General features: G+C 70.7%; 5 protein-coding genes, 1 tRNA gene and 1 rRNA gene. 1 reads left to right on the top strand and 6 read right to left on the bottom strand.

What is annotated here, in order from left to right; genetic code table 11:
- Positions 1 to 71 precede the first annotated feature (71 nt).
- The 4 genes from ACZ4XJ_RS22795 to ACZ4XJ_RS22780 all read right to left on the bottom strand — a co-directional run bounded on the left by ACZ4XJ_RS22795 (position 72) and on the right by ACZ4XJ_RS22780 (position 10,634).
- Positions 72 to 959, bottom strand: a complete 888-nt coding sequence (locus ACZ4XJ_RS22795) for a helix-turn-helix domain-containing protein (RefSeq protein WP_468497317.1) — start codon at positions 957 to 959, stop codon at positions 72 to 74.
- A gap of 205 nt (positions 960 to 1,164) precedes the next feature.
- The gene (locus ACZ4XJ_RS22790; RefSeq protein WP_468497160.1) at positions 1,165 to 4,008 is read right to left on the bottom strand and encodes a DNA translocase FtsK; all 2,844 of its coding nucleotides are present in this window, start codon (positions 4,006 to 4,008) and stop codon (positions 1,165 to 1,167) included.
- A 206-nt stretch (positions 4,009 to 4,214) separates the two neighbouring features.
- Positions 4,215 to 4,898, bottom strand: a complete 684-nt coding sequence (locus ACZ4XJ_RS22785; protein ID WP_362879353.1) for a response regulator — start codon at positions 4,896 to 4,898, stop codon at positions 4,215 to 4,217.
- Positions 4,899 to 5,141: 243 nt separating this feature from the next.
- Entirely contained in the window at positions 5,142 to 10,634 is a 5,493-nt protein-coding gene (locus ACZ4XJ_RS22780; RefSeq protein WP_468497159.1) for a HAMP domain-containing protein, read from the bottom strand.
- Positions 10,635 to 10,862: 228 nt separating this feature from the next.
- Between ACZ4XJ_RS22780 and ACZ4XJ_RS22775 the strand changes: the two genes are divergently transcribed.
- Positions 10,863 to 13,385 carry a SpoIIE family protein phosphatase gene (locus ACZ4XJ_RS22775; protein ID WP_468497158.1) on the top strand — a complete coding sequence of 841 codons (2,523 nt, stop codon included), beginning with the start codon at positions 10,863 to 10,865 and terminating at the stop codon, positions 13,383 to 13,385.
- A 142-nt stretch (positions 13,386 to 13,527) separates the two neighbouring features.
- On the opposite strand, the gene ACZ4XJ_RS22770 is transcribed toward ACZ4XJ_RS22775, so the two are convergent.
- Both ACZ4XJ_RS22770 and rrf read right to left on the bottom strand, forming a co-directional pair.
- Positions 13,528 to 13,600, bottom strand: a tRNA-Thr gene (locus ACZ4XJ_RS22770).
- A gap of 5 nt (positions 13,601 to 13,605) precedes the next feature.
- Positions 13,606 to 13,698: ribosomal RNA gene (gene rrf, locus ACZ4XJ_RS22765) — 5S ribosomal RNA — on the bottom strand; the annotation flags it as partial.

Genomic DNA, 13,698 nt, shown 5'->3' with positions numbered 1-13,698 from the left:
CGAGATCCCCGGGGCCGGCGGCGGCTGCCGCGCGACGTCCCGGGGATCCGGAATTTCTTGTTCCGTGCTGGTCAGCCCGCCTGGGCCTGGCCCTGACGCGGATCTTCCTTGGTGTAGGTGAGACGTTCCACCTGACCGGGCTGGAAGCTGTCCTTGATCTCCTTGCCGTTCACGAACAGGTTCACGGCCCCGGCGTCACCGAGGACGAGGTCGATCGACTCCTTGTCCGTGAAGGTCTTCGACTCGCCCTGCGCGAGGGTTCCGTCGAACAGCAGTCGCCCGCTGTGGTCCTTTGCGGAGATCCAGCTCTCGCCCTCGCTGGCCGTCAGGACCACGGTGACGAGGTCCTTGGGGGCGGCGGCGATCGCACTGTCCGACGGCGACGGCTTGGGCGCCGGCGGGGTCTGGGCGGCGGGCTTGCCCGCCGTCTGCTTGGGTGCGGGCTGCGGGGAGGCGGAACCGTCCGCCTGCGGCCGCTTGCTCTGGGCGTCGCCACCGCTGAAGGCGGTGAAGCCTACGAAGCCGATCACGGCGACGATGGCGGCGACCATGGCGGCGGTCCAATTGGGCCGCTGCCGTTCGGGACGGATCCGCTCGGCCTCGAACATGGGCGCGGCCGGGGTGGGTGCCGGCCGGCCGCCGTGGGCCGCGTCGTAGCTGTCGATCAGGGGTGCCGGATCGAGGTGGACGGCGCGGGCGAGCGTACGGATGTGGCCGCGGGCGTAGACGTCGCCGCCGCAGCGCGTGAAGTCGTCCTCCTCGATCGCGTGCACGATCGGGATGCGCACGCGGGTGGTGGAACTGACCTCGTCGACGGTGAGCCCGGCGGCGATCCGGGCCTTCTTGAGGGCCGTCCCGATCGACGGCTCCTCGACGGAACGTTCGACGATGCGGTCCTCGGACCGGTCGTCGGTCGAAGGACGCTCTTCTTCGGGGGAGTTGGAGTTGCCGATGGACACGAGGGCGCCTTTCGAGCGTGTAGCCACCTGCTGGCTTACCAGTCTAGGGGGGTGACGAAAGGGTGGGGCAACCGGAGGGTCCTCTTCCTACGCCATCCGAATGGCTTCGGGAGGACCCCCGTCGTCTCCTCAACTTGACGCACGCCCAAGGGAAACGGTTGCCCGCCGATCCCATGCGGTCGAGTGAGCCGGACGGACCCCCGTGCTACGGCGTGTCCTGCCCCCGGATCACGGCGAGCACGCCGTCCAGCTCGTCCGGTTTGAGCAGGACGTCGCGCGCCTTGGACCCCTCACTCGGGCCGACGATCCCCCGCGACTCCATCAGGTCCATGAGCCGCCCCGCCTTGGCGAAGCCGACGCGCAGCTTGCGCTGGAGCATCGAGGTGGAGCCGAACTGGGTGGAGACGACGAGTTCCGCGGCCTGGCACAGCAGGTCGAGGTCGTCGCCGATCTCCTCGTCGATCTCCTTCTTCTGCTTCTGCCCGACGGTCACGTCGTCCCGGAAGACGGGCGCCATCTGGTCCTTGCAGTGCTGGACGATCCCGGCGATCTCGTCCTCGGTGACGAACGCGCCCTGGAGGCGGACCGGCTTGTTCGCGCCCATCGGCAGGAACAGCCCGTCACCCTTGCCGATCAGCTTCTCGGCGCCCGGCTGGTCCAGGATGACGCGGCTGTCGGCGAGCGAGGAGGTGGCGAAGGCGAGCCGGGAGGGCACGTTGGCCTTGATCAGACCCGTCACCACGTCCACGGAGGGCCGCTGCGTGGCGAGCACCAGGTGGATGCCCGCCGCGCGGGCCAGCTGGGTGATGCGGACGATCGAGTCCTCCACGTCGCGCGGGGCGACCATCATCAGGTCGGCGAGCTCGTCGACGATCACCAGCAGGTACGGGTACGGGCTGAGCTCGCGCTCGCTGCCCGGCGGCAGTTTGATCTTGCCGTCGCGGATCGCCTGGTTGAAGTCGTCGATGTGTCGGTAGCCGAAGGCCGCGAGGTCGTCGTAGCGCAGGTCCATCTCGCGCACCACCCACTGCAGGGCCTCGGCGGCCCGCTTCGGGTTGGTGATGATCGGCGTGATCAGGTGCGGGATGCCCTCGTACGCGGTCAGCTCGACGCGCTTGGGGTCGACGAGCACCATCCGGACGTCCTCCGGGGTGGCCCGCACCATCACCGAGGTGATCAGGCAGTTGATGCAGGAGGACTTGCCGGAACCCGTGGCGCCGGCGACCAGCACGTGCGGCATCTTCGCGAGGTTGGCCATGACGTAACCGCCCTCGACGTCCTTGCCGAGCGCGACCAACATCGGGTGGTCGTCCTCGGCGGCGTCCGCGAGGCGCAGCACGTCCCCCAGGTTCACCATCTCGCGGTCGGTGTTCGGGATCTCGATGCCGACCGCCGACTTGCCGGGGATCGGGCTGATGATCCGTACGTCCGGCGAGGCCACGGCGTAGGCGATGTTCTTCGCCAGGGCAGTGATCCGCTCCACCTTCACCGCGGCGCCGAGGGTGACCTCGTAGCGGGTGACCGTCGGGCCCCGGGTGAAGCCGGTGACCTTCGCGTCGACCTTGAACTCGGTGAACACGTTGGACAGCGAGGCCACGACCGCGTCGTTCGCGGCGCTGCGCGTCTTGCCCGGCCCGCCACGTTCCAGCAGGTCCAGCGAGGGCAGCGCGTACGTGATGTCCCCGCGCAGCTGGAGCTGCTCGGCGCGCGACGGCAGCGGCTGCGCCTCGGGCGCGGACTTCGTCAGGTCCGGCACGGACAGCGTCCCGGAAGCGGCGGCGGTGCGCTCGCTCGGCGGATCGGCGGCGACGGGCCCCCCCGGCGGCACCGGCGCGGTCGGCGCCGTCGGTGCGACCGGGGCGGGCGCCTCGGGGGGCACCGGCGGTGCGACGACGGTCCGCTCGTCGCGGGCGGGCGGGACCGGGGCGGTGATCTCGGCGCCCTCCGGCCCGGTGGAGATGCCGTGGGTGAGGTCGGCGACCAGCGGGGACGGGGGCAGCCCCCCGTAGACGACCCCGTCCAGGGCGGCGGCGGCCGCCGCGGCCACGTCGACGGCGTCCATCCCCCGCTCGCCCGGCCGGCCGGCGCTGCGTCGCGGCCGGCGCCGGCGGGCGAGCGCGGCCTCCTCGGCGGCGTCCGCCGGGTCGCCGTGCCCCGCGGGGTCCCCGGCGCGGGCCCGCCACTGCTCGGCGTCGTGCCGGTCGCGGCCGCCGCGCGGGACCGCGCCCTCCACGTCCCCGTACCCCTCGTCGTACTCGTTCGGCGCGATGATGCCGAGCCGGATGCCGAGCCGGCGCAGCCGCTGCGGGATCGCGTTGACCGGGGTCGCGGTGACCACCAGCAGGCCGAAGATGGTGAGCAGCACCAGCATGGGGACGGCCAGCGGCGCGCCCATGGTGAAGATGAGCGGCTTGGACGCGGCCCAGCCGACGAGCCCGCCCGCGTTCTGCATCGCGGTCGTGCCCTCGTCGCGGCCGGGCGCCCCGCAGGCGATGTGCACCAGCCCCAGCACGCCGACGACGAGCGCCGACAGGCCGACGCCGATGCGCCCGTTGGCATCGGTCTGTTCCGGATGGCGGATGAAACGTACCGCCATGACGCCGAGCAGGATCGGCACGAGCAGGTCCAGACGTCCGAAGGCCCCGGTGACCAGCATGGTGACCAGGTCCCCGACGGGTCCGCGCAGGTTCGACCAGGTCCCCGCGGCCACGATCAGCGCCAGGCCCAGCAGCAGCAGCGCGAGTCCGTCCTTGCGGTGGGCCGGGTCGAGGTTCTTGGCGCCGCGACCCATCCCGCGGAAGACCGCGCCGACCGCGTGCGCGAGACCGAGCCAGCAGGCGCGCACCAGCCGCAGCACGCCCCCGGTCGGGGACGGCGCCGGCTTCGCGGCGACCTTCTTCACCGGGCCGCGCCGGGCCGCAGCGGCCTTCTTCGCGGGGGGCTTGCGCGCGGGCGCGGACTTCTTCGCCGGCGCCGTCGTACGGCCGGTGCGGCCCTTCGCGGTGCCCGCACTGCTCGGGGAACCCTTGCCGGACGTACTTGAGGCCATGCGCCGAGGTTACCGGTGCGCGCGCCGGTGGACACGCGTGCCCACCCCTTCACCCGTTCGTGTCGCCGGGTCGGTACGCACTTTGACGCCCCGACAGACCTGACGCCCGCCCAGCGCGGGTTCCGCGGGCCGTCGTTCCGCGCGACCGCTCCCGCTCGGGCCGCAGCCCGCGGACGGCCGCCCCGCGCCGGGGCGGCTCCGCCCGCTCAGCCCTGGGCCGGGAGGACCGCGGTCGGGCCGTCGGTGCCCGGCTCCAGCGCGTCGAGCGCGCGCCGCAGTCCGGTCAGCTTGCGTTCCAGATGGGCGGCGGTCGCCACGACCGCGCCGTCCGCCGAATCCTCGCCGAGCTGCTTGGTCAGCGCCTCCGCCTGCTCCTCGACCGCCGCGAGCCGCGCGGAGAGTTCGGCCAGCAGGCCGGCCGTCTCCTTGCTGCCGTCCACGCCGTTGGAGCCGCCGCCCTCCAGTTGGAGCCGCAACAGCGCCGCCTGCTCCCGCAGCTTGCAGTTCTTCGTGTACAGCTCCACGAACACCGAGACCTTGGCGCGCAGCACCCACGGGTCGAACGGCTTGGAGATGTAGTCGACCGCACCCGCCGCGTAACCGCGGAACGTGTGGTGGGGACCGTGGTTGATCGCGGTCAGGAAGATGATCGGGATGTCCCGGGTCCGCTCCCGCCGCTTGATGTGCGCGGCGGTTTCGAATCCGTCCATGCCCGGCATCTGGACATCCAACAGGATGACCGCGAAATCGTCCGTCAGCAGCGCCTTGAGCGCTTCCTCCCCCGACGACGCCCGGACCAGTGTCTGATCGAGCGCGGAGAGGATGGCCTCCAGCGCCAGCAGATTCTCCGGCCGGTCGTCGACCAGGAGGATCTTGGCCTTCTGCACCATGCCCTGTCCTCCTCGCCCCGGCACGGGGCCTCCCCGGCTCCGGGCGCCGGCCTGTGTGCCGGGCCCCGCCCCAGAGAACGGCAACCCTGAGCCGTCCGTCCTTGTGCCGGTCATCGTAGCCCCAGTCCCGAGATCGCCACACCCTGTCACCAAGATGTCACTGTGCACGAAGCGGAAACGTGAACGGAGGGGAGAAGGTTCCCCTTCGCCCCGCCCATCACGTGCCCGCCCGAAGGTCGGTGCTCACTCGTCGCGCATGTGCTGCTCCATCACCGACAACAGGTAGTCGGGCTCGACCGGCTTGGTGACGTAGTCGGACGCCCCGGAGTCGATGGCCTTCTCCCGGTCGCCCTTCATCGCCTTCGCCGTCAACGCGATGATCGGCAGCCCGGCGAACTGCGGCATCCTGCGGATCGCCGAGGTCGTCGCGTACCCGTCCATCTCCGGCATCATGATGTCCATCAGTACGAGCGCCACGTCGTCGTGCTGTTCCAGGACCTCGATCCCCTCCCGCCCGTTCTCGGCGTAGAGCACCGCCAGCCCGTGCTGCTCCAGCACGCTGGTCAGCGCGAAGACGTTGCGCACGTCGTCATCGACGATGAGCACCCGCTCGCCGTGGAAGTCGTACGTCCGCGGCGGCGTCGGCAGCGGCTCCTGCACGTCCCACTCGCCCCCGTCCGCCTGCCCGGGGACCTCACCGCGCGCCGGCGCCTCCGGTTGCGCCTTGCGGCGCCGCCGGAACAGCGCCGACGACCCCTGACCGGTCGGCTCCGCCGCGGGCAGCGCGGCCCGTACCGGAGCGGCGGACAGCGGGGCCGGCGCGTACGGCACCGGCTCGGGCCGCGCCTCCTCGGCCGCCCTGCGGTACTCCCCGCGGGCGCCGCCCGGCGTGGGCGGGGCGTACCCCTGCGGGGGCAGCTCGCTCGGGTGGAGCGGCAGGTACAGGGTGAAGGTCGATCCCCGGCCGGGCTCGCTGGCCGCGTGGATCTCCCCGCCCAACAGTCGGGCGATCTCCCGGCTGATGGACAGCCCGAGGCCCGTGCCCCCGTACTTGCGGCTCGTCGTCCCGTCCGCCTGCTTGAACGCCTCGAAGATCACCAGCATCTTGCTCGCCGCGATCCCGATGCCGGTGTCGGTCACCGAGAACGCGATGAGGTCGGCGTCCGCCTCGCGCAGCGATCCGGCTTCCAGCAACTGTTCGCGGATCGCGGTCGGCACGTCCCCGCCGGCGGGTCGGATGACCAGCTCCACCGCCCCGGTGTCGGTGAACTTCACCGCGTTCGACAGCAGGTTGCGCAGCACCTGAAGGAGCCTCTGCTCGTCGGTGTGCAGCGTCGCCGGCAGCTCCGGGGACACCCGCACCGAGAAGTCCAGGCCCTTCTCCGCGGTCAGCGGCCGGAAGGTGGCCTCCACGTAGTCCACGAGCTGGACCAGCGCGATCCGCGTCGGCGAGACGTCCATCTTGCCCGCCTCGACCTTCGACAGGTCGAGGATGTCGTTGATCAGCTGGAGCAGGTCCGAACCCGCCCCGTGGATGGTCTCCGCGAACTCCACCTGCTTCGGCGAGAGGTTCTCGTCCGCGTTGTCGGCGAGCAGCTTGGCCAGGATCAGCAGCGAGTTGAGCGGGGTCCGCAGCTCGTGGGACATGTTCGCCAGGAACTCGCTCTTGTACCGCATCGAGACCGCGAGCTGCTCGGCGCGCTCCTCCAGGACCTGCCGGGCCTCCTCGATCTCGGTGTTCTTCACCTCGATGTCCCGGTTCTGCTGCGCCAACAGCTCGGCCTTCTCCTCCAGTTCCGCGTTGGCGGCCTGAAGGGCCTTCTGCCGGTTCTCCAGCTCGTCGGAGCGCTCGCGCAGTTGCTCGGTCATCTCCTGCGACTGCTTGAGCAGCACCTCCGTCTTGGAGTTGACGGAGATGGTGTTGACGCTCGTACCGATCATCTCAGCGATCTGGCTGAGGAAGTCCTTCTGGATCTGCGTGAACGGCTGGAAGGCCGCCAACTCGATGACGCCGAGCACCTTCCCCTCGAAGAGCACCGGCAGCACGATCACGTGCGCCGGCGGCGCCTCGCCGAGCCCCGAGGAGATCTTGAGGTAGCCGGGCGGAGTGTTCTCGACGAGGATCGTCCGCTTCTCCTCGGCGACCGCCCCGATCAGCCCCTCCCCCGGCCGGAAGGAAATGGGCATCTGACCGCCCGCGTAGGCGTAACTCCCGCGCATCCGCAGCTCGTACGAGCCCTCCGCGCCGCCGTCCGTCCCGATCTCGGTGGTGCCGCCGGTCGGCAGCGCCAGGAAGAAGGCCCCGTGCTGCGCGGACACCACCGGGGTCAGCTCGCTCATGATCAGCGAGGCGACGTCGTCGAGTTCCCGGCGACCCTGCATAAGGGCCGAAATCCTGGCCAGATTGCCCTTGAGCCAGTCCTGTTCCTTATTGGCCAAGGTGGTGTCGCGGAGATTCACGATCATCGTGTTGATGTTGTCCTGGAGGACCTGGATCTCTCCCGCCGCGTCCACGTCGACCTTCAGGCTCAGATCGCCTCGGGTCACCGCGGTGGCGACGGCCGCGATGGCGCGCACCTGCCGGGTCAGGTTCCCGGCCATCTCGTTCACCGACTCGGTCAGGTCGCGCCAGGTGCCGTCCACGTCCCGCACCCGGGCCTGGCCGCCCAGGATGCCCTCGGTGCCCACCTCGCGGGCCACCCGGGTCACCTGATCGGCGAAGGAGGACAGTTGGTCGACCATCGTGTTGATGGTGGTCTTGAGCTCCAGGATCTCGCCGCGCGCGTCGATGTCGATCTTCTTGGTCATGTCGCCCTTGGCGATGGCGGTCGTGACCATGGCGATCTGCCGCACCTGCCCGGTGAGGTTGGAGGCCATGAAGTTCACCGAGTCGGTGAGGTCCTTCCACGTCCCCGAGACACCGGGCACGTGCGCCTGCCCGCCGAGCCGGCCCTCCGTACCCACCTCGCGGGCCACCCGCGTGACCTCGTCCGCGAACGAGGACAGGGTGTTCACCATCGTGTTCACGGTGTCGGCGAGCTGCGCGACCTCGCCGCGCGCCTCGACGGTGACCTTCTTCGTCAGATCTCCGTTGGCGACCGCCGCCGAGACCTGGGCGATCCCGCGCACCTGCGCCGTCAGGTTCCCGGCCATGGTGTTGACGTTGTCGCTGAGGTCCTTCCAGATGCCGGTCACCCCGCGGACCCGGGCCTGGCCGCCCAGGATGCCCTCGGTACCCACCTCACGGGCCACCCGGGTCACCTGCTCCGCGAAGGAGGACAACTGGTCCACCATCGTGTTCACGGTCGTGACGAGTTCGAGGATCTCGCCCTTGGCGTCGACCGTGATCTTCTTCGAGAGGTCGCCCATGGCCACCGCCGTGGTCACCTCGGCGATGTTGCGCACCTGCGACGTCAGGTTGTTGGCCATGAAGTTGACGGACTGCGTGAGGTCCTTCCAGGTCCCGGAGACCCCCTTGACCTCGGCCTGGCCGCCGAGGATGCCCTCGGTGCCCACCTCACGGGCGACGCGGGTCACCTGCTCGGCGAAGTTCGAGAGCTGGTCGACCATCGTGTTGAGGGTGTTCTTCAGCTCCAGGATCTCGCCCCGGGCGTCCACGTCGATCTTCTGCGACAGGTCACCACGGGCCACCGCCGTCGCGACCTGGGCGATGTTGCGCACCTGCGAGGTCAGGTTCCCGGCCATGCCGTTCACCGAATCGGTCAGGTCCCGCCAGACCCCGGCCACCCCGGGCACCTGCGCCTGACCGCCGAGCCGGCCGTCCGTACCCACCTCACGGGCCACCCGCGTCACCTGCTCGGCGAACGCCGAGAGCTGGTCGACCATCGTGTTGATGGTGTTCTTCAGCTCCAGGATCTCGCCCCGGGCGTCCACGTCGATCTTCTGCGACAGGTCGCCCCGCGCCACCGCCGTCGTCACCTGCGCGATCTGGCGGACCTGCGAGGTCAGGTTCCCGGCCATGAAGTTGACCGAGTCGGTGAGTTCCTTCCAGGTTCCGGAAACCCCCTCGACCCGCGCCTGACCGCCGAGCCGACCCTCCGTACCCACGTCCCGCGCCATCCGCGTCACCTGGTCGGCGAACGACGACAGCTGGTCGACCATCGTGTTCACGGTGTTCTTCAGCTGGAGCATCTCGCCCGAGACGTCCACGGTGACCTTCTGCGACAGATCGCCGTTCGCCACCGCCGTCGTCACCTGCGCGATGTTGCGGACCTGCCCGGTCAGGTTCCGGAAGGCGGTGTTCACCGAGTCGGTGAGGTCCTTCCACGTCCCCGCCGCACCCGGCACCTGCGCCTGACCACCCAGCTCGCCCTCGACGCCGACCTCACGGGCCACCCGCGTCACTTCGGCACCGAAGGACTGGAGCTGGTCGACCATCGTGTTGACGGTGTTCTTCAGCTCCAGCATCTCGCCGGCCACGTTGACCGTGACCTTCTGCGACAGATCGCCGTTCGCCACCGCGGTCGTCACCTGGGCGATGTCACGCACCTGCGTGGTCAGGTTGCGGAAGACCGTGTTCACCGAGTCGGTGAGGTCCTTCCACGTCCCCGCCGCACCCGGCACCTGCGCCTGACCACCGAGCAACCCCTTGGCGCCGACCTCGCTCGCCACCCGCGTGACCTCGTCCGCGAACGTACGCAGCGTCTCGGTCATCTGGTTGATCGTTTCGGCCAGTTGCGCCACCTCGCCGCGCGCGCTGACCCGCACCTTCTGCGACAGGTCACCGTTCGCGACGGCCGTCGTGACCTGCGCGATCCCGCGCACCTGGGCCGTCAGGTTGCCGGCCATGGTGTTGACCGAGTCGGTCAGGTCCTTCCACACACCCGCGACGCCGGGCACCTTCGCCTGACCGCCGAGTTCGCCCTCGGTACCCACCTCGCGGGCCACCCGGGTCACCTCGGACGAGAACGACGACAGCTGGTCCACCATCGTGTTCACGGTGTTCTTCAGCTGGAGCATCTCGCCGGCCACGTGCACCGTGACCTTGCGCGACAGATCGCCCTTGGCCACCGCCGTCGTCACGAGAGCAATGTCACGCACCTGAGCGGTGAGCCGGTACGCCATCGTGTTGACGGAGTCGGTCAGGTCCTTCCAAGAACCGGACATTCCGCGCACCTGCGCCTGCCCGCCGAGCTTGCCCTCGGTCCCGACCTCCAGCGCCACCCGCGTCACCTCGTCGGTGAACGCGGACAGCTGGTCGACCAGGTTGTTGACCGTACGACCGACCTTGAGGAACTCCCCGCGCAGCGGGTGCCCGGCCCCATCCGAGGCCTGCGTGCGCAAGTCCATCCGCTGGTCCAGATCACCCTCGGCCACCGCCGACAGCACCCGACCGACTTCGGACACCGGCCGGGCGAGATCGTCCACCAACTGGTTCGAGGCGTCGATCGCGGCCGCCCAGGAACCCTCGCAGGCACCCGTTTCCAGCCGTTCGCTCAGCTTGCCCTCACGGCCCACCATCCGCCGGACCCGGGACAGTTCACCGGTCAGGTGGAGGTTGCGGTCGGCAACCTCGTTGTAGACGGCGGCGACCTCCGCCATCACACCGTCGCCGGAAACCGTCAGCCGCTTGCGGAAGTTCCCGTCCCGCATCGACACCAGGGCCGTGAGCAGCCGGTTCAGAGCGGCGGTATCGACCTCCGTCGTACCTCCGCGCCGGGACCGGCCCCCCTTGGGGCGCGTTCCCGCACGCCGCACCGCTGCTCCAGACTCCACCGTGTCCCTCCCGAAAGGGTCGACCACTGTTCCACCGGACATCCGACTATCCAAAATCCGGCTCTCCAAGCCTGCCCAGTGTTTCACCCCGGCCGAACCCGGCCATAACACTCCGGCACCATCGCACACCGGCCGTACCCTGCGGGTGGAATCCCCCACGACGGCCTCCTTGCCACCGCGAAGGTAAGTAACCTGGCATCCGATGTCCCACCGCGTCGAAGGAGACTTGTGATCACGGCACGGGCGGCTGCCAGTTTCGACCCCCAAGGGCGCTCGGTCGCCGCTGCCCGCGCGTTCGTCCGCGACACCCTGCAGGGCTGGGGTTTCGCGGACATCGTCGACGACGCCGTGGTCCTCACGAGCGAGCTCGTCACGAACGCCGTCGTGCACGCGGGGACCCGGGCCGAGGTCCTGTGCCTGCGCGCCGAGGACGGCGTACGCGTCGAGGTCGCCGACCGGTACCCGGAGCGCGAGCTCCCGCTCGCCCACCCCGGTGAGCGCCCCTACGCCGACCCCGACCGCGAGAGCGGCCGCGGCCTGATGCTGTGCGCCGCCCTCGCCACCCGCTGGGGCGTCGAGTACACGGCCACCCACAAGCACGTCTGGTTCCGCCTGGACCCCCCGGACCGTCCGGTCGGTACCCGCTCCGCGGGCCCCGTCGTACCGGACCAGTTCCTGCCGCTCGCCGAGAGCCGGGTCCGCGTCGCCGTGATCCAGGTCGACGCCTCGGACTCCGTCGCCGCCTGGAACGAGGACGCCGAGCAGATCTTCGGGCACCCCGCCGAGAAGGTCGTGGGCCGCCCGCTCGCGGAACTCGCCGCCTGGCCGCAGACGCCGGGCACCGGCACCGGCATCGCCGAGGCCCTGCGCCTGTCCCGCTGGGAGGGCAGCTACGGCATCCGCGGCGCCGACGGCCGGGTCATCCCCGTGTACGCCTCCCACCTGCGGGTCCGCGACGCCCACGGTGAGCCCTCCATCGTTTGCCTTCTCGTCCACGACGACGAGCGCGCCCTGCTCCAGACCCCCGTGCGCATCCCCGCCGACGGGGGCCACCCGGGCGAGAGCCGCCCGGTCGACCCGTTCGAGGTGTTCATCGGCTCCCCCGCCCCGGACGACCTGGAGAGCCTGCTCCAGCGCACCGTGGAGCGCGCCCGCGACATGCTCGACGCCGACGCCGCCTTCCTACTGCTGGCCACGGACGACGAGACGGAGCTGGAGGTCCGCGCGACCACCGGCCTGCCCTCGACCCGCCAGCGCTTCGCCCGGGTTCCCGTCGAGGCGGGCACCAACCGGTACGGCTCGGCCCGCATGCCCGCCGTCCACGACGACCTCGCGGCCGTCCCCGGAGCCGTACCGCTCCTGGAGTCGACGGGCATGCGCTCGGCCGTCACGGTCCCCCTCAAGGTCGAGGGCCGCCTCACCGGCTCCCTCGGCATCGCCGCCGAGGGCCCCGGCCGCTACACCAACGAGGAGGCCCTGCGCCTCCAGTTCGCCGCCGACCGCATCGCCCTGGCCGTCGAGTCCGCCCGCCTCGGCGAGCTGGAACGGCTGCGCCGCGGCTCCCTGTCCTTCCTCGTCGAAGCCTCCGACCTGTTGGCCGGCACCCTCGACCGGGACCAGACGCTCGCCCTCATGGCCCAGATGACCGTTCCGACCCTCGCCACCTGGTGCGCCGTCTACACGATCGCCGACCAGGCATCGGACCCGTACCTCGCCTACGTCCTCCACGAGGACGAGGACAACATCGACGGGCTGAAGGCCCTGCTGTCCCGGGTCAGCCCGCCCGAACCGGTCCGCGAGGCCGGCGCCCGCCCGTGGGCGGCGGCGGCCACCGCGGTCGGAGGTGACTCCGTCGTGCTGCCCCTGTTGGCGCGCAACCGCGTCATCGGCATGCTCACCCTGGGCAAGCCCCGCGAGGAGCACTTCCGCCAGGAGATCCTCGAACTGGCCGACGACCTCTCCCGCCGAGCGGCCCTGGCCCTCGACAACGCACGGCTGTACTCCGAGCGCACCGCCATCAGCCGCTCCCTCCAACGCAGCCTCCTGCCGCCCGGCTCCCCGGCCATCCCGGGGATGGAGGTGGAGGTCATCTACCGCGCCGCGGGCGAGGGCAACGAGGTGGGCGGCGACTTCTACGACGTCTTCCCGATCCGCGACGGCGTGTACGGCTTCGCCATCGGCGACGTCTGCGGTACGGGCCCGGAAGCGGCGGCCGTCACCGGCCTGGCCCGGCACGCCCTGCGGCTGCTGGCCCGCGAGGGCCTCGGCGGCCCGGCGGTCCTGGAGCGCCTCAACGCCGCCATCCTCGACGAGGGCGCCCGCAGCCGGTTCCTCACCCTCCTGTACGGCGAGCTCCACCCCCAGCCGGACGGCAGCGCCCTGATGAAGGTCGTCTGCGCCGGCCACCCGCTCCCGCTGCGCCTGCGCCCGGACGGCGAGGTCACCCCGGCCGCGGAACCGCAGCCCCTGCTGGGCGTCATCGACGACCTGGACCTGTACGAGCAGACGCTCACCCTGGAGCCGGGCGACGTCCTCCTCTGCGTCACGGACGGTGTGACGGAACGCCGCGAGGGCACCCGCATGCTGGGCGACGACGGCCTCGCCGAGGTCCTGACCACCTGTACCGGCCTCACCGCGGGCGCGGTCGCCTCCCGCGTCCTGCGCGCGGTGGAACGTTTCGCGGCGGAGCCCGCCTCGGACGACATGGCCATCCTCGCCTTCCGCGTCCCCCACCAGCGCGAAGGTGCCTGACTCCGCCACCCTTGATGCCCTGCTCGGAATTTGCTGGTTGCGGCCGCTCCGAGCAGGGCATCGGCAGGACCCTCGACCTCAAAAGCCGCTGGAACGCAAAAAAGGCCCCCGCCTGAGGCGGGAGCCTTTTTTGTCTTACCTGAGCCCTTTAACGGAATCGAACCGTTGACCTTCTCCTTACCATGGAGACGCTCTACCGACTGAGCTAAAAGGGCGGGTTGTTCGGCGGCGTCCTACTCTCCCACAGGGTCCCCCCTGCAGTACCATCGGCGCTGAAAGGCTTAGCTTCCGGGTTCGGAATGTAAACCGGGCG

It is taken from the genome of Streptomyces sp. NPDC029836, from assembly GCF_055574495.1.
The sequence above is the reverse complement of the archived record's forward strand: the minus strand, read 5'-3'. Positions and strand labels throughout refer to the sequence as shown.

Bases quoted from the DNA above. Each gene is read 5' to 3' on its own strand.
- ACZ4XJ_RS22785 (WP_362879353.1), bottom strand. From the start codon at position 4,898: ATGGTGCAGAAGGCCAAGATCCTCCTGGTCGACGACCGGCCGGAGAAT.
- ACZ4XJ_RS22790 (WP_468497160.1), bottom strand. From the start codon at position 4,008: ATGGCCTCAAGTACGTCCGGCAAGGGTTCCCCGAGCAGTGCGGGCACC.